Here is a 16,930-nt window from a genome sequence, read left to right on the forward strand (position 1 = left end):
GGTCTTCAGACTCCCTGGTTCCTAGTTCTTGGTGATCATCGAGCGGACGAAGAAGAGCAGGTTGGCCGGCTTCTCGGCCAGGCGGCGCATGAAGTAGCCGTACCAGTCGGTCCCGTACGCGGTGTAGACGCGCATGCGGTGGCCTTCGGCGGCCAGCCGCAGGTGCTCCTCGCCGCGGATGCCGTAGAGCATCTGGAACTCGTACTCGTCCAGCTTGCGGCCGGCCTTGCGGGCCAGCTCCTGGGTGATGGCGATCAGGCGCGGGTCGTGCGACCCGATCATCGGGTAGCCCTCGCCCTCCATCAGGATCTTCAGGATGCGGACGTACGCCTTGTCGATCTCCGCCTTGTCCTGGTACGCGACCTCGGCGGGCTCCTTGTAGGCGCCCTTGACGATGCGGACGCGGCTGCCGTTCGCGGCGAGGCGGCGGGCGTCGGCCTCGGTGCGGAAGAGGTAGGCCTGGATGACGCAGCCGGTCTGCGGGAAGTCCTTCCGCAGCTCCTCGTGGATGGCGAACATCGAGTCGAGGGTGGTGTGGTCCTCGGCGTCCAGGGTGACGGTGGTGCCGATGGCGGCGGCGGCCTCGACGACCGGGCGGACGTTGGCGAGGGCCAGCTCGTGGCCGCCGGGCAGCGCCTGGCCGAACATCGAGAGCTTGACGGACATCTCGGCCCGGGTGCCCAGGCCCAGCTCGGCCAGGCGCTCGACGAGCTCCAGGTACGCGTCGCGGGCGGCGTGGGACTGCTCCACCGTGGTGATGTCCTCGCCCACCACGTCGAGGGTGACCTCCAGCCCCTTGGCGGCCAGGTCGGTGACGATCGGGATGACCTGGTCGACCGTCTCGCCGGGGATGAAGCGATTGACCACGGGCTTGGTCACCGGGGCGGCAGAGACGATTCGGCGCATCTTCTCGCTGCGCGAGGCGGCCAGAATCACGGGACCCAGCACGGGGCACCTCCAACGGGTGGCAGAAAGCAAGTGAAACCACCGTGAAACCTAAGGATCGGTTCGATCCTCTGCCATCGACACCTGTCACGCATCCGTGGCCCGGATCTCATACAGATGTCTGAGACGGGAGTGTCCAGGTGGGAGAATGTGCCGCGTGAAGGGCGATTACCAGGACCTGGTCGACGAGATCTCGGCGCTGCTGGGCGCCCCCGCGACCCTGGAGAACCGGGATTTCCGTCTGATCGCCTTCGGGGCCCACGACAGCGAGGACGACCTGGCGGTGGACCCGGTGCGGACCCGGTCGATCCTGACCCGCCAGTCCACGGCCGCCGTCCGCTCCTGGTTCGAGGGGTTCGGCATCGCCCGCGCCACCGGCCCGGTGCGGATCCCGGCGGCACCGGAGGCCGGGGTGTTCCGCGGGCGGATCTGCCTCCCGGTGCGGTTCCGCGGGATCGTGCACGGTTACGTGTGGCTCCTCGACCCGGAGCCCGGTCCCGGCCCGGACGCCGAGCAGCTGGCCGCCGCCATGGAGGTGGCCGAGCGGATCGGGGTGCTGCTGGCCGCGGAGGCCAAGGCGGGCGCCGACCTGTCCCGGGAGTTCCTGGCGGCGCTGGCCCCCGGGCGGGGCTGGCAGCGGGACATGGCGGTGGGGGCGCTGCGTACGGCGCTGGGCCCGGGCGCGGAGGGGCCGCACGCCCTGGTGTGCGTGGCACCGTGGACCGGGGACGCGCCGGGCACGGTGCCGGGCGCGGCGGCGGTGGCCACGGCCCCGCTGGAGGGCCCCGGCCGGGCGCTGGCCGTGCTGGTCAGGCTGCGGGCGGCGGACACGCTGACCCCGGCGGTGAACGCCGCGACGCGCCTGCTGCCGCGGGACGCCGGGGCGCCGGGCGGCCCGGCGCGGTCGGCGGCCGGGGTGGGCGAGGCGGTGCGCGACCTGGCGGGGCTGCCGGAGGCCTGGGAGCAGGCGACGGCCGCCGCCCGGGCGGCGCTGGCCCAGCCGCGGCTGGGCCCGGTGGCCCTCTGGTCGGGGATCGGCGCGTACCGGATGCTGGCGTCGCTGACGGCCGACCCGGCCCAGGACCCGGCGGCGCGGGCGCTGCTCGGTCCGGCGCATCCCGAACTCGCCCGCACGGCCGAGGTCTTCCTGGACTGCGCGGGGCAGGCGGGCCGGGCGGCGGCGGCCCTGGGCATCCACCGTCAGACCCTGTACTACCGGCTGTCCCGGGTGGAGCAGCTGACCGGGCTGGACCTGGACGAGGGCGAGGACCGGCTGCTGCTGCACATGGCCCTCAAGGCGGCCCGCTTCAACGAAAGTTGACGTGATCATCCGACTCCGGGCGTACGCGGGGGCCGCCGCCGTCCGGGGCGGATCCGGGGCCGGTCCCTGATGTCCGCGCCCGTCCGGGGCCCTACCGTCGCGAGCAGCGCACGACAGGCGACGTCACGGAGGCCCTTGATGAAGGCGATGGTGCAGGACCGGTACGGTCCCCCCGACGTTCTGGAGTACCGGGAGGTCGAGCGGCCCGAACCGGGTGACGGGGAGGTGCTCGTGCGGGTCCGGGCGGCGGCGGTCAACGCGGCCGACTGGCACCTGATGCGCGGCGACCCGTACGTGGCGCGCCTGGTCCTCGGGGTGCGCCGGCCGAAGGTCCGGATCCGCGGCCGTGACTTCGCGGGCACGGTGGAGGCGGTGGGGCGGGGGGTGACCGGGCTCCGGCAGGGCGACGAGGTGTACGGCGAGGCCGACGCGGCGTTCGCCGAGTACGTCCGCGCCCCGGCCGGGGCGATCGGCCCCAAGCCCGCCGGCCTGACGTTCGAGCAGGCGGCCGCCGTGCCACTGGCGGGGAACACCGCGCTGATGGGCCTGCGCGACCTGGGGCGGCTGGAGGCGGGGCAGTCGGTGCTGGTCAACGGCGCGTCCGGGGGCGTGGGGACGTTCGCGGTGCAGATCGCGAAGGCGCTCGGCGCCGAGGTCACCGGCGTGTGCAGCACGCGCAACGCCGGGCTGGTCCGGTCGCTCGGCGCGGACCGCGTCGTCGACTACACCCGGGAGGACTTCACCCGGGCCGGCCGGACGTACGACCTCGTCCTCGACCTGGTCGGCAACCGGTCACTGGCGGACCTCCGGCGGGTGCTGGCGCCTGCCGGGACCCTGGTGCTGTCGGGCGGCGGCACGTCCGAGGGGGGCAGCGTGGTCGGGCCGATGGCGCTGCTGGTCAGGGGTCAGCTGGTGTCCCGGTTCACGGATCGGCGGGTGCGCGTCCTGACGGCGGAGCCGGGCCGGGAGAACCTGGCCGCGCTCGGCGCCCTCCTGGAGTCCGGGCGGGTCACCCCCGTCGTGGACCGGACCTTCCCGCTGGCCGAGGCCGCGGCGGCCATCCGCTACCTGGAAGTGGAGCACGCCCGGGCGAAGGTGGTCCTCACCGTGTGAACTCCTGCCCCGTGGGCCGCAGCACCGCTTCGGCGGCCCGGCGCATGCCCTCGGTGAGCTCCTCGGCGGTCGCGGCGGACTCCGGGTCGAACATCCACTGGATCATCAGCCCGTTGAGGAGCGCCTGGTAGAAGGCGCCGAGGGTGCGGACGTCGCGTTCGGAGAGGTCCTCCTCCGGGGTGCCGGTGAGCATCGAGACCAGGCCGCGCCGGCCCTCGCCCTGGGAGGCGGCGAGCATGGCCCGCAGCTCCGGCACCCGGTCGGGCTGGAGGATCACCTCCAGGGTGGCGCCCCAGATCGGCTGGGCGGCCTCGCGGCCGGCCAGCACCCCCTCCCAGACCCCGCGGAAGCGCTCCAGCGAGCCGGGCTCGCCGGGCGGGTCGGCGGGGAAGGTGTCGCCCCAGTCCTGCACGAGCTCCACGAAGGCCTGGGTGAGCAGGGCGTCCTTGGATCCGTAGTGGTAGCCGATCGAGGCCAGGTTGGCGCCGGAGGCGTTCACGATGTCGCGCGCGGTGGTGCGCACGAACCCCTTCTCGACCAGGCACTTCTTGGCGCCCTGGAGCAGATCTTCCTTGTGTCCCATGACCGCGACCCTACCAAGACGGCCGTCCCAGACGACCGTTCTATACGGACGTTCTATACGAGTGTTCTAGACAAGCGTTTATGACGGCTGTACATTCACCGTCATGACGAACTCCGCAGCGCCTCGCGCCGGCCGTCGGGAATGGACCGCCTTCACCGTCCTCCTGCTGCCCCTGCTCCTGGTCTCCATGGACGTCTCCGTCCTGTACTTCGCCATCCCGGCCATCAGCCGCGAGCTCGACCCCACCGCCACGCAGCAGCTGTGGATCTTCGACAGTTACGCCTTCGCCCTGGCCGGACTGCTCGTCACCATGGGCTCGCTCGGCGACCGGATCGGCCGCCGCCGGCTGCTGCTGATCGGCGCCGCGGCCTTCGGCACCGCCTCCGTCGCCGCCGCCTACGCCCAGAGCGCCGAGATGCTGATCGCCGCCCGCGTCCTGCTCGGCATCGGCGGGGCCACGCTGATGCCCTCCACCCTCGGACTGGTCCGCAACCTCTTCCGCGACGAACGGCAGCGGGTGAAGGCCGTCTCCATCTGGTCCGGTGCCATGGCCGGCGGGATCGCCCTGGGCTCGGTGATGAGCGGGCTCATGCTCGACCACTTCTGGTGGGGCTCGGTGTTCCTGGTCAACGTGCCCGCGATGGTGCTGCTGCTGGCCCTGGTCCCGCTGCTGGTCCCGGAGTTCAAGGACCCCTCCCCCGGCCGCTTCGACCTGCTGGGCGTGCCCCTGTCCATGGCCGCCGTGCTGCCCGTGGTGTACGGGCTGAAGGAGATCGCCGCCGACGGCCCCGACCCCGTGCGCGCCGGGTGCCTGGCCGCCGGCCTCGCCTTCGGCTGGGTGTTCGTGCGCCGGCAGCGCACCCGCCCCGACGCGATGATCAGCCGGTCGCTGTTCCGGGACCGCCGCTTCGGCGCGGCCGTCGCGTTCAACACCGTGGCCGCGTTCGCGCTGATGGGTTCGGCCTACTTCAGCACCCAGTACCTCCAGTCGGTGCTCGGCATGGGCCCGCTGGAAGCCGCGCTGTGGAGCCTCGCGCCGTCGGTCGCGGTGGGCGCGGCCGCCCCGGCCGCCGCCGCGCTCGGACAGCGCTTCGGCCGCGGCCCGGTCATCGCCGGCGGGTTCACGGTCGCCGGCGCCGGGTTCGCCCTGATGGGCCTGGTGGACACGGACGCGCTGTGGCTGCTGCTGGCCGGGGCGGCCGTGCTCGCCTCCGGCATGGTCACCGTGATGTCCCTGGTCTCCGACATGGCGCTGGGTGCCGCCCCCGCCGAGAAGGCCGGTTCCGCCGCCTCCCTGCTGGAGACCGGCCAGGAGTTCGGCGGCGCCCTGGGCATGGCCCTGCTGGGCAGCCTGGCCACCGCCGTCTACCGCGGCGACCTCGCCGCCGCCGAGCCGGCCGCACGGGAGACCCTCGCCGGGGCCGCGGCCGCCGCCGGGCGGCTGGGCGGCGCGCAGGGCGCCGAGCTGCTGGCCGCCGCCCGCGAGGCCTTCGTGCACGGCATGCAGTACGCCGCCTGGGGCGGTACCGCCGTGCTGCTGGTCGCCGCCGTGGCCGCACCGGCGGTGCTGCGGGCGGAGCGGGGTTCCGCGCCCGCCGCGGCGGGGGCAGAACCGGCCCGCGCGGCGCGCTGACCGGCGTGACGGCAAAGGGCCCCGGGGAATCCCCGGGGCCCTTGACGCGCGTGCGGTGCCTCAGCCGGCCAGGTTGACCGAGCGGGCCGAGGTGGCGCCGATCTCCTCGGAGATCTCCGTCAGCACGTTCTGCGGCACGGTGTCGTCCACGGTGAGGACGGCGAGCGCCTCGCCGTGCTCCTCCGCCCGGGCCACCTGCATGCCGGCGATGTTCAGGCCGCCCTCGCCGAGGATCCGGCCCACGGTGCCGACGACACCCGGGCGGTCCTGGTAGCGCAGCACGACCATGTGGTCGGCGAGCGCCAGGTCCACGTCGTAGGCGCCGACGCCCACGATCTTCTGCAGGTGCTTGGGGCCGGCGAGGGTGCCGGAGACCGACACCTCCTCGCCGTCCGACAGGGTGCCGCGCACGGTCACCACGTTGCGGTGGTCGGGGGACTCCGAGCTGGTGGTCAGGCGCACCTCGACGCCGCGCTCCTGCGCGAACAGCGGGGCGTTGACGTAGGAGACGGTCTCGTCGACCACGTCCTCGAAGACGCCCTTGAGGGCGGAGAGCTCCAGCACCTTGACGTCGTGCTGGGTGATCTCGCCGTAGACCTCGACGTCCAGGCGGACCGCGACCTCGCCGGCGAGCGCGGTGAAGATCCGGCCCAGCTTCTCGGCCAGCGGCAGGCCGGGCCGCACGTCCTCGGCGATGACACCGCCCTGGACGTTGACCGCGTCCGGGACCAGCTCGCCGGCCAGGGCCAGACGGACCGACTTCGCGACGGCGATGCCGGCCTTCTCCTGGGCCTCGTCGGTGGAGGCGCCCAGGTGCGGGGTGCAGACGACCTGGTCCAGCTCGAACAGCGGGGAGTCCGTGCAGGGCTCCTTGGCGTAGACGTCCAGGCCGGCGCCGGCGACCCGGCCCTCCTTGATCGCCGAGTAGAGCGCGGCCTCGTCGACGATGCCACCGCGCGCGGCGTTGACGATGCGGACGCTCGGCTTGACCTTGTGGAGCGCCTCGTTGCCGATCAGGCCGAGGGTCTCGGGCGTCTTGGGGAGGTGCACGGTGATGAAGTCGGCGACTTCGAGCAGCTCGTCCAGGGTCAGCATCTTGACGCCCATCTGGGCGGCGCGCGCGGGCTGGACGTACGGGTCGTACGCGACGACCTTCATGCCGAAGGCGGACATCCGCTGGGCGACCAGGACGCCGATGCGGCCGAGGCCGACGACGCCGAGCGTCTTCTCGCTGAGCTCGACGCCGGTGTACTTGCTGCGCTTCCACTCGCCGTTCTTCAGGGCGGTGTTCGCCTGCGGGATGTTGCGGGCGGTGGCGACGAGCAGGCCGCAGGCGAGCTCGGCGGCGGTGACGATGTTGGAGGTCGGGGCGTTCACGACCATCACGCCGGCCTTGGTGGCGGCGGACACGTCCACGTTGTCCAGGCCCACGCCGGCCCGGGCGACGACCTTCAGCTTCCGCGCGGCGGCGATGGCCTCGGCGTCCACCTTGGTGGCGGAGCGGACCAGGATCGCGTCGACGTCCACGATGGCGGGCAGCAGCTCCGCGCGGTCGGCGCCGTTGCAGTGCCGGATCTCGAAGTCGGGGCCGAGGGCCTCGACGGTGGCGGGCGACAGCTCTTCGGCGATGAGTACGACAGGTTTCGAGCTCACGTGGGTCCTCACAAGTCCAGTGCGGACGGCCGTCCCGACGGCCGCAGGCGGTGGAGGGGGTAGCCGCGTGGAAGACGCACGACACTGTGGGCCTGACGCGTATGTGTTGAGCAGTGTAGTGGCGGAACCGGACCGGTTTTCCGCCTGTGCGGAGAGATCACCCGTCCGTGGTTGGCCAGGGTGGACAACCGGCGGGCTCCCCGACCGGGCGGCGAGGCCGCGACGTACCGTCACGGCCCCGCCGCGGGGTCTTACTTCTCCTCGTCGGAGACCCAGCTCATCAGCTTGCGCAGCTTCTTGCCGGTGGTCTCCAGCAGGTGCTCGGAGTCGGCCTTCTTGTACTCGTTGTACTTCGGCAGACCGGCCTTGTACTCGGCCATCCAGGTGTTGGCGAACTCACCGCTCTGGATCTCGGCCAGGACCTTCTTCATCTCGGCCTTGGTGGCGTCGGTGATGACGCGGGGGCCGGTGACGTAGTCGCCCCACTCGGCGGTCTCGGAGACCGACCAGCGCATCTTCTCCAGGCCGCCCTCGTACATCAGGTCGACGATGAGCTTCAGCTCGTGCAGGCACTCGAAGTAGGCGATCTCCGGCTGGTAGCCGGCCTCGGTCAGGACCTCGAAACCGGCCTTGACCAGAGCGGACGCACCACCGCAGAGGACGGCCTGCTCACCGAACAGGTCGGTCTCGGTCTCCTCGGTGAAGGTCGTCTTGATCACGCCGGCGCGGGTGCCGCCGATGCCGGCCGCGTAGGAGAGGGCCAGCTCGAAGGCGTTGCCGGTGTAGTCCTGCTCGACGGCGGCGATGCACGGGACGCCGCGGCCCTCCTCGTACTGACGGCGCACCAGGTGGCCCGGGCCCTTCGGGGCGACGAGGGCGACGTCCACGTTGGCCGGGGGCTTGATGAAGCCGTAGCGGACGTTGAAGCCGTGGCCGAAGAACAGCGCGTCCCCGTCCTTGAGGTTGTCCTTGATGGACTCCTCGTAGACATCGGCCTGGATCGGGTCCGGCGTCAGGATCATGATGACGTCGGCCTCGGCGGCGGCCTCGGCCACGGAGACGACGCGCAGACCCTGCTCCTCGGCCTTGGCCTTGGACTTCGAGCCCTCCTGCAGGCCGACGCGGACGTCGACGCCGGAGTCGCGCAGCGACAGCGCGTGGGCGTGGCCCTGGCTGCCGTAGCCGATGACCGCGACCTTGCGGCCCTGGATGATGGACAGGTCGGCGTCGTTCTCGTAGAACAGCTCGGCCACTGGGATATCTCCTTGGTGCGCTGGTGTTGCTCCCACCGTACGGCGGGGGACGGAATGAAAGTTTCCCGGTCTCGCGATGCGAACGGGGTCAGGCGCTGCGGTCGAGCGCGCGCAGGCTGCGGTCCGTGATGGACCGGCCGCCGCGCCCTATGGCGATCGTGCCGGACTGGACGAGTTCCTTGATGCCGAACGGCTCCAGCATCTTGAGCATCGCGCCGAGCTTGTCGGCGCCGCCGGTGGCCTCGATGGTGACGGCCTCCGGGGAGACGTCGACCGTCTTGGCTCGGAAGAGCTGGACGATCTCGACGATCTGGGAGCGGGTCTCGTTGTCGGCGCGGACCTTGACCAGGACCAGTTCGCGCTCGATCGCGGAGGAGGGCTCCAGCTCGACGATCTTCAGGACGTTGACCAGCTTGTTGAGCTGCTTGGTGACCTGCTCCAGGGGCAGGTCCTCGACGTTCACCACGATGGTGATGCGCGAGATGTCGGGGTGCTCGGTGACGCCGACCGCGAGGGAGTCGATGTTGAAGCCCCGGCGGGAGAAGAGGGCGGCGATCCGGGCGAGGATGCCGGGGGTGTTCTCGACCAGGACCGAGAGCGTGTGCTTGGACATGTGCGTCTTTCTCTCTTTCGCTCTCGCGGCTCAGTCGTCTTCGCCGTCGCCGAAGTCGGGACGGACGCCCCGGGCTGCCATGACCTCGTCGTTGGAGGTGCCGGCGGCGACCATCGGCCAGACCATGGCGTCCTCGTGGACGATGAAGTCGATGACCACCGTGCGGTCGTTGATCGCGTTGGCCTCGGCGATGACCTTGTCCAGGTCGGCGGGGTCCTCGCAGCGCAGCGCGACGCAGCCCATGGCCTCGGAGAGCTTGACGAAGTCCGGGACGCGGGTGCCCTGGCGGGGCGCGGCGGACTCGCCGAGCTGGGAGCCGACCGTGTCGTGGCCGGTCTCGTCGGCGTGCAGGACGGTGTTGGAGTAGCGCTGGTTGTAGAACAGGGTCTGCCACTGGCGGACCATGCCGAGGGCGCCGTTGTTGATGATCGCGACCTTGATCGGGATGTTGTTCAGCGCGCAGGTGACCAGTTCCTGATTGGTCATCTGGAAGCAGCCGTCGCCGTCGATGGCCCAGACCGTGCGCTCGGGCATGCCGACCTTGGCGCCCATCGCGGCGGGGACCGCGTAGCCCATGGTTCCGGCGCCGCCGGAGTTGAGCCAGGTGCGGGGCTCCTCGTAGTTGACGAAGTGCGAGGCCCACATCTGGTGCTGGCCGACGCCGGCCGCGTAGATGGTGCCCTGGGGGGCGAGTTCGCCGATGCGCTGGATGACCTGCTGCGGCGAGAGGCTGCCGTCCTCGGGCAGGTCGTAGCCGAGCGGGTAGGTGTCGCGCCACCGGTTGAGGTCCCTCCACCAGGCGCTGTAGTCGCCGGTGTTGCCCTCGTTGTTCTCGGCCTGGACGGCCTGGATGAGGTCGGCGATGACCTCGCGGGCGTCGCCGACGATCGGGACGTCCACGGCGCGGTTCTTGCCGATCTCGGCGGGGTCGATGTCCGCGTGGATGACCTTGGCGTAGGGGGCGAAGCTGTCGAGCTTGCCGGTGACGCGGTCGTCGAAGCGGGTGCCGAGCGCGATCAGCAGGTCGGACTTCTGCAGGGCGGTGACGGCGGTGACCGCACCGTGCATGCCGGGCATGCCGACGTGCAGCGGGTGGCTGTCCGGGAAGGAGCCGAGCGCCATCAGGGTGGTGGTGACCGGGACGCCGGTGAGCTCGGCGAGGACCTTCAGCTCGGCCGTGGCGCCGGCCTTCATGACGCCGCCGCCGACGTACAGGACGGGGCGCTTGGCCGCGGCGATCAGCTTGGCCGCCTCGCGGATCTGCTTGGCGTGCGGCTTGGTGACCGGCCGGTAACCGGGCAGGTCCTGGCCGGGCGGCCAGGAGAAGGTGGTCTGGGACTGGAGGGCGTCCTTGGCGATGTCGACCAGGACCGGGCCGGGGCGGCCGGTGGAGGCGATGTGGAAGGCCTCGGCGATCGTCCTCGGGATGTCCTCGGCCTTGGTGACCAGGAAGTTGTGCTTGGTGATCGGCATGGTGATGCCGACGATGTCCGCCTCCTGGAAGGCGTCGGTGCCGATCGCCTTGGAGGAGACCTGGCCGGTGATCGCGACCAGCGGGACGGAGTCCATGTGGGCGTCGGCGATCGGGGTGACCAGGTTGGTGGCGCCCGGGCCGGAGGTGGCCATGCAGACGCCGACCTTGCCGGTGGCCTGCGCGTAGCCGGTGGCGGCGTGGCCGGCCCCCTGCTCGTGGCGGACCAGGATGTGACGGACCTTCTTGGAGTCCATCATCGGGTCGTACGCGGGGAGGATGGCGCCGCCCGGGATACCGAAGACGGTGTCGCACCCCACCTCTTCGAGAGATCGGATGAGGGACTGCGCGCCCGTGACGTGCTCAACTGTGGCGGGCTGCTGTCCGCCGGAACGGGCCCGCGGCTGCGGATGGTGGGCCCCGGTGGCCTGCTCGGTCATCGGCATTCTCTTCTCGAAGCTGAGGGTTTTACGAGTATTCGACGTGTGCGACGTCTATGCGCCGTGTGCCAGTGCAACAAAAAACCCCTCGTGCCGGGAGGCAAGCGAGGGGAGCGCGTCGGGAGCGTGCTGCCGGGACATGCAGGTCCCGGCTTCAGCCGACGCGCTTTCCAAGTACGAGAATTCGGGTGCGCATGGCACAGACCCTCCCTCCGGCGGGAGGTCGATGTCAAGTGGGTGGGACGGGCGTCTCATTATGTGAGCCCCTCTGGACGACCAACGAGCCCCCCAGCGAGCCGCCGGCCAAGGCAGGCAGGGCTGCCCCGCCCGGTACTGGAAACGTACTCCTGACGAGCGCGCGGCGCAGCCGGTATTCGTCCAGAGGTCCGGAAAAGGCCGCACCCTGGCCGTGCGTGCACCCCATGGCGCGCAGGGCGGACACCTGCTCGGGCAGGTCCACGCCGTCGGCCACGGATTCCATGCCCAAATCATTTGCAATGCGCAACAAACCTGCGGTGATCTTGTGCAGCCTGGGTGATTCCACCACGCCCTCGACCAGGCCCCGGTCCAGCCTCAGCTGGTCCACCGGCAGCCGCCGGAGGGCGCTGATGGCCGCGTAGCCGCTGCCGAAGCCGTCCAGCGCGATCCGTACGCCCAGCCGGCGCAGGGCCGACAGACGGCGCTCCAGCTCGTCGAAGGGGACCCTGGGGTCGGACAGGGCCAGCTCCAGGACCAGGCTGCCGGAGGGCAGGCCGTACCGGGTGAGCAGGGCCTCCACGGAACCGGGGGCGGTGGCGGCGCCTGGGCCGGCCGCCGCCGGGTGTACGGCCGGGTCCAGCAGGCGGCGGGCGCTCATCCGGACGGACACCGGGACGCCGTGGCCCGCGCGGTGCCGCTCGGCGGCCTGTTCCACCGCCTCCTCCAGCAGCCCGCGGCCGGGCCCGGCGGTGCGGGCCGCCGCGGGGGCGCTTTCGGGTGACCGGGCTTCGGCCACCTGGAGGAACTCAGCCGGAGGGAAGAGGATCCCCTGGGGCGAGCGCCAGCGCGGCTGCGCCGACACCGCGGTGATGTCGCCGGTGGCCAGCGAGACCACCGGTTGGTGCAGAAGGGTGAACTCGCCCTCGTACGGCGCGGTGCGCAGCCGGCCGGCGAGTTCGGCCTTGCGGACGACTTCGGCCTGCATCTGGGGGGCGTAGAGCTCGACCCGGTCCTTGCCGCCGGCCTTCGCCCGGTACATGGCGAGGTCGGCGTTGCGCATCAGGTCCGAAGGGGTGATGCCGGGGTCGGCGAAGGCCACGCCGATGCTGGCGGCCACCCGGACCTCGGTGCCGGCGATCCGGTAGGGCTGGGAGAGGGTGGTGCGCAGCCGGTCGGCGATCTCGTGGACCTGCTGCTCGCGGGCGCCGTGGTCGCGGCTGCCGTCGCCCAGGATGAGGGCGGCGAACTCGTCGCCGCCGAGGCGGGCGGCGGTGTCCCCGGCGCGGACCGATTCGTGGAGCCTGCGGGCGGCCTCGACCAGGAGTTCGTCGCCGGCCTGGTGGCCGATGGTGTCGTTGACCGCCTTGAAGCCGTCGAGGTCGATGAAGAGCACGGCGGTGCTGTGGTCGCCGGCCCGGCGGCCGGTCAGCGCCTGGCGGACCCGGCGGGTGAACAGGGCCCGGTTGGGCAGGTCGGTGAGGGGGTCGTGCTCGGCGCTGTGCTGGAGCTGGGCCTGGAGCCGGACCCGTTCGGTGACGTCGCGGCTGTTGAGGATCAGGCCGCCCTGGTGGCGGTTGACGGTCGACTCGACGTTGAGCCACTCTCCGCCGCCGGACATGAACCGGCACTCGATGCGCGTGGTGGGTTCCTCGGCGGGAGGGGTGGCGAGGAAGCGCCGGACCTCGTGGACCACCCGGCCGAGGTCGTCGGGGTGGATGAGCTCGGAGAGGCGCGTACCGACGAGTTCCTCCGCCTCGCGGCCGTAGACGCCGGCCGCGGCGGGGCTGACGTAGCGCAGTGTCCCGGTGGGCGCGGCGATCATGATCACGTCGCTGGAGCCCTGGACCAGGGAGCGGAAGTGGTTCTCCTTCTGCGCCAGTTCCTGGGTGAGCGCGATGTTGTCGAGCAGCATGATGCCCTGCCGCACGACGAGGGCGAGCACCACGGTGCAGCCGGTGAAGACGACCACGCGGTCGACCTTCCGGCCGTCGACCACGTTGTAGAGGATGCCCAGGGTGCAGACGGCGGCGGCGAGGTACGGGGTGAGCGCCGGCAGCGAACCGGTGATGGGGCGGCTGACCGGGCGGGCGGCGTACGGGTGGCCGCCGGGCGGATGCCCGGCGGCGGTGCGGCGGGCGCCCCACGGGGCGTAGGCAAGGAGCAGCGAGCCGGCGAACCAGCCGGCGTCCAGGAGCTGGCCCGACTGGTAGTTCTCGCGGAGCAGCGGCGAGGTGAACAGGGCGTCGCTGAGCACGGTCAGGGCGAGGGCGGCGATGGCGGTGTTGACCGCGGAGCGGTTGCCCGCCGACCGGCGGAAGTGCAGGACGAGGACCATCGAGACGAGGGCGATGTCCAGCAGGGGGTAGGCCAGGGAGAGGGCGGCGCGCGGGACGCTGCCGGGGGCGCCGGACTGGGCGGTCTCGGCGGCGTGCGCGAGGGCGAGGCTCCAGGAGAGGGTGAGCAGGGAGCCGCCGATGAGCCAGGAGTCGAGGGCCAGGCAGACCCAGCCGGCCCGGGTCACCGGGCGTTTGGCCAGGACGAGCAGTCCGACGATGGCGGGCGGGGCGAAGCAGAGGAAGGCGAAGTCGGCGGCGGACGGGCTCGGTACGTCCTGGCCGAGCACGACCTCGTACCAGCCCCAGACCGCGTTGCCGCAGGCGCCCATGAGGGAGGAGAACGCGAACAGCAGCCAGGCGGGGCGTTCGCGGCTGTCGTTGGTGCGGGCGTAGTGGTAGCAGGAGACGGCGGCCAGCAGGCCGGCGGCGCTCAGCCCGAAGTCGCCCATGAAGAGGGCGAGTTGTTCGGACCCCCAGCCGACGGCGGCCCCCACCGCGTACCCCCCGCTGACCATCGCCAGGAGCAGCTGCGCCGCCAGACCCCGGCCCGCCTCCTCGGCCGGCGACTGGGCCAGCAGGGCTCCGGGGGCGCTCACCGGACCCCCCGGGCCGACGGCGCGGACGGCGCGGGGGGCACGGGCGGCGCCGGCCGCGCGGGCGGGCCGGGCGGCCCGGGGGGTCCGGCCTGGCGTGCCTTCCGGGGAGGCCGGCCGGGGCCCGCCGGGCGGTCCCTCACGGCGGCCCGCCGCGTTCCGCTGGTCCGCTTGGCCGCGGCCGCGGCCGCTCGCGCGGTGCGGCGGACCGGGGTGGCTGGATTCGGGGCGCCCGAGGGGCGCCGCCGGCGGCTCTGCCGCGTCGGGTCCTTCGTCCATTGGCCGTGCATCGCCCGTCGCCCCCCAAAGTGTCCGACACTCCCCAGCGCCATACGTTCTCGGCGCAGCCCCTTCTTCCGGACGATACACCACTTTCGTCACTCAGGGACAGGGTTCCTCTACGCTCCGTCACCGAGGAGGGAGTTGTGGACACGGTGCGCACCCGAATCGATACGTACGGTGCACAACCGGGCTCATTCCGTGATCAGTACCGTGTTCTCAACGGGGTCCCCGGCGGCGAAACGGGTGAGCTGACGGGCCAGCAGCCTCTTGGCGCGCGGCTCGAACGCGGAGCTGCTGCCCCCCACATGGGGCGTGATCAGGACATGGGGTGCGTGCCACAGCGGGTGGCCCGGCGGCAGCGGCTCGGGGTCGGTGACGTCGAGCGCGGCACGCAGCCGGCCGGCCTCCAGCTCGGCGAGCAGGGCGGCGGTGTCGACGACCGGGCCGCGGGCCACGTTGACGAGCAGGGCCCCGTCCTTCATCCGGGCGAGGAAGTCCTTGTCGACCAGGCCGCGGGTCCGCTCGGTCAGCGGGGTGGTCAGGACGACCACGTCCGCGGCGCCCAGCAGGCCGGGGAGGTCTTCGAGGGCGTGGACGGGACCGCGGGCGTGGGCGCGGGCCGACCGGGCGACGCGGGTGACGCTCCCGCACTCGAAGGGCACCAGCCGGTCCTCGACGGCCGCCCCGATGGCCCCGTACCCGACGATCAGCACGGACTTGTCGGCGAGGGCCGGGTAGAAGCCGCCCAGCCACCGCTCCTCGTCCTGGCCCCGGACCATCGCGGGCACGCCGCGCAGGGAGGCGAGGACCAGGGTGAGGGCGAGCTCGGCGGTGCTCGCCTCGTGGACCCCGCGGGCGTTGCAGAGCCGTACTCCGGGCCGGAGGTCGCCGAGGCCGCCGAGGACGTGGTCGATGCCGGCGGTGAGGGTCTGGACGACCCGCAGCCGGGGCATCCGGGCGAGCGGACGGACGGTGAGGGCCGGGGACTTCATGTACGGCGTGACGTAGAAGACGCAGTCGGCCGGGTCGGCGGGGAACTCGTCCTCCCCGTCCCACCGGCGGTAACGGAACCCTTCGGGCAGCCCGTCGATCCCCTCGGCGGGGAACGGCAGCCAGACATCTGCGGTCGTTGAGGTCATGATCACGAGGCTATGCCAAGGACATCGCGATCAAGCCGTTAGTTTGGGGTACGGAGCAGGAGGGGGACGCACGGGTGGAGCTCAGGTCAATCGGGGCGTCGGCGCTGGTGGTGGGCGCGATCGGGCTCGGCTGCATGCCGATGAGCTGGGCGTACGCCGCCTCCCGGCGGGACGGCACCCGGTCGGTGCGGGCGGTGCACGCCGCGCTGGACCTGGGGGCGAACCTGCTGGACACGGCCGACGTATACGGGCCGTTCACCAACGAGCTGCTGGTCGGGCGGGTGCTCCGGGAACGGCGCGCGGAGGCCTTCGTGTCGACCAAGGTGGGGCTGCGGGCCGGCGACCAGCACGTGGTGGCCAACGGCCGGCCGGAGTACGTCCGGCGGGCGTGCGACGCCTCGCTGCGGCGCCTGCAGACGGACGTGATCGACCTCTACCAGCTGCACCGGGTGGACCCGGAGGTCCCGGTGGAGGAGACCTGGGGTGCGATGGCGGAGCTGGTGGGCGCGGGGAAGGTGCGGGCGCTCGGGTTCTGCGCGGTGGGGGCGGGCGCCGGGCCCGGTGCGGGACGGCGCGGGGACCGTTCGTATGCCGTGACGATTCGCCGCCTGGAGCGGATGCAGCAGGTGTTCCCGGTGAGCGCGGTGCAGGCGGAGCTGTCGGTGTGGTCGCCCGAGGCGGCCTGGCACCTGCTGCCGTGGTGCGCGGCGCGGGGGGTGGGGTTCCTGGCGGCGATGCCGCTGGGCAGCGGGTTCCTGACGGGGACGCAGAAGCCCGGGCAGGGCTTCGAGGCGGATGACGTGCGGGCCAGGCACCCCCGTTTCACCGCCGAGGCGATGGCGGCGAACCAGGTGCTGGTGGCCGGGCTGCGGCGGGTGGGCCGGCGGCACGGGGCACGCGTCACGGCGGCCCAGGTGGCGCTGGCGTGGGTGCTGGCGCAGGGCCCGCACGTGGTGCCGGTGCCGGGGGCCCGGCGGGAGGACTGGGCGGCGGAGAACGCCCGCGCGGCCGAGGTCATGCTGACCGCCCCCGACCTGGACGAGATAGCCGCCCTCCCCCTCCCTCCGGCGCCCTGACCCGGGCCCGCCGACGTCGGGCGGGGTCAGCGGGGTGGGGGCGGGGCGGGGGCGGGGGCGGCTGGGCCTGCTGGGGCGGGACCTGGATCCCGGGCGGGGGTGGGGCGGCTGGGCCCACTGGGGCGGAGCGCGAATGCGGGGCGGGGGTGGGAGCGGCTGGGCCCACCGGACCGGTGGCGTTGAATCCGTCGGGGTGGTTGCCCGTCCGTCCCATCGTCCTTCCGGGGCGTGCGTCGGCGTCAAGGGCGCTCCTTCGTCGCGTCGCTGCGCGATGGCCTCCG

12 protein-coding genes are annotated in these 16,930 nt (G+C 72.5%); 4 read left to right on the forward strand and 8 right to left on the reverse strand.

Annotated features, from left to right (window positions below; all coding sequences use genetic code 11):
* Nucleotides 1-21 precede the first annotated feature (21 nt).
* Nucleotides 22-948: a proline dehydrogenase family protein gene (locus ACFY61_RS26055; protein ID WP_389475617.1), complete on the reverse strand. Its 927-nt coding sequence runs from the start codon at nucleotides 946-948 to the stop codon at nucleotides 22-24.
* Nucleotides 949-1,102: 154 nt separating this feature from the next.
* On the opposite strand from ACFY61_RS26055, the gene ACFY61_RS26060 reads away from it, so the two are divergent.
* Together ACFY61_RS26060 and ACFY61_RS26065 are read left to right on the forward strand one after the other, a co-directional pair.
* Nucleotides 1,103-2,266 (forward strand): PucR family transcriptional regulator, encoded by a 1,164-nt coding sequence (locus tag ACFY61_RS26060; RefSeq protein WP_389475619.1) that lies wholly within the window; start codon nucleotides 1,103-1,105, stop codon nucleotides 2,264-2,266.
* Between the two features lie 138 nt (nucleotides 2,267-2,404).
* Nucleotides 2,405-3,379, forward strand: a complete 975-nt coding sequence (locus ACFY61_RS26065) for an NAD(P)-dependent alcohol dehydrogenase (protein ID WP_389475621.1) — start codon at nucleotides 2,405-2,407, stop codon at nucleotides 3,377-3,379.
* Here the strand turns inward: ACFY61_RS26065 and ACFY61_RS26070 are convergent.
* A complete protein-coding gene (locus ACFY61_RS26070) occupies nucleotides 3,369-3,962 on the reverse strand; it encodes a TetR/AcrR family transcriptional regulator (protein WP_389475623.1) in 594 nt (197 codons plus the stop codon). The two genes, ACFY61_RS26065 and ACFY61_RS26070, sit on opposite strands and share 11 nt — an antisense overlap.
* A gap of 103 nt (nucleotides 3,963-4,065) precedes the next feature.
* On the opposite strand from ACFY61_RS26070, the gene ACFY61_RS26075 reads away from it, so the two are divergent.
* Nucleotides 4,066-5,595 carry an MFS transporter gene (locus ACFY61_RS26075; RefSeq protein WP_389475625.1) on the forward strand — a complete coding sequence of 510 codons (1,530 nt, stop codon included), beginning with the start codon at nucleotides 4,066-4,068 and terminating at the stop codon, nucleotides 5,593-5,595.
* A 60-nt stretch (nucleotides 5,596-5,655) separates the two neighbouring features.
* On the opposite strand, the gene serA is transcribed toward ACFY61_RS26075, so the two are convergent.
* From serA to ACFY61_RS26105, 6 genes are all read right to left on the reverse strand, one after another.
* Nucleotides 5,656-7,248 (reverse strand): phosphoglycerate dehydrogenase, encoded by a 1,593-nt coding sequence (gene serA, locus ACFY61_RS26080; protein WP_389475627.1) that lies wholly within the window; start codon nucleotides 7,246-7,248, stop codon nucleotides 5,656-5,658.
* A 251-nt stretch (nucleotides 7,249-7,499) separates the two neighbouring features.
* Nucleotides 7,500-8,501 carry a ketol-acid reductoisomerase gene (gene ilvC / locus ACFY61_RS26085; protein WP_389475629.1) on the reverse strand — a complete coding sequence of 334 codons (1,002 nt, stop codon included), beginning with the start codon at nucleotides 8,499-8,501 and terminating at the stop codon, nucleotides 7,500-7,502.
* Nucleotides 8,502-8,589: 88 nt separating this feature from the next.
* Nucleotides 8,590-9,114: an acetolactate synthase small subunit gene (ilvN, locus tag ACFY61_RS26090; RefSeq protein WP_389475631.1), complete on the reverse strand. Its 525-nt coding sequence runs from the start codon at nucleotides 9,112-9,114 to the stop codon at nucleotides 8,590-8,592.
* Between the two features lie 30 nt (nucleotides 9,115-9,144).
* Nucleotides 9,145-11,031: an acetolactate synthase large subunit gene (locus ACFY61_RS26095; RefSeq protein WP_389475633.1), complete on the reverse strand. Its 1,887-nt coding sequence runs from the start codon at nucleotides 11,029-11,031 to the stop codon at nucleotides 9,145-9,147.
* Between the two features lie 223 nt (nucleotides 11,032-11,254).
* Nucleotides 11,255-14,155: a putative bifunctional diguanylate cyclase/phosphodiesterase gene (locus ACFY61_RS26100; RefSeq protein WP_389475635.1), complete on the reverse strand. Its 2,901-nt coding sequence runs from the start codon at nucleotides 14,153-14,155 to the stop codon at nucleotides 11,255-11,257.
* Nucleotides 14,156-14,625: 470 nt separating this feature from the next.
* The gene (locus ACFY61_RS26105) at nucleotides 14,626-15,573 is read right to left on the reverse strand and encodes a 2-hydroxyacid dehydrogenase (RefSeq protein ID WP_389475637.1); all 948 of its coding nucleotides are present in this window, start codon (nucleotides 15,571-15,573) and stop codon (nucleotides 14,626-14,628) included.
* Nucleotides 15,574-15,647: 74 nt separating this feature from the next.
* Between ACFY61_RS26105 and ACFY61_RS26110 the strand changes: the two genes are divergently transcribed.
* Complete coding sequence (locus tag ACFY61_RS26110) at nucleotides 15,648-16,649, forward strand: aldo/keto reductase (RefSeq protein WP_389475639.1); 1,002 nt, start codon at nucleotides 15,648-15,650, stop codon at nucleotides 16,647-16,649.
* Nucleotides 16,650-16,930: the final 281 nt, after the last annotated feature.

This window comes from Streptomyces sp. NPDC012888, from assembly GCF_042900645.1.
In the GTDB taxonomy this organism is placed as follows: Bacteria; Actinomycetota; Actinomycetes; order Streptomycetales; family Streptomycetaceae; genus Streptomyces.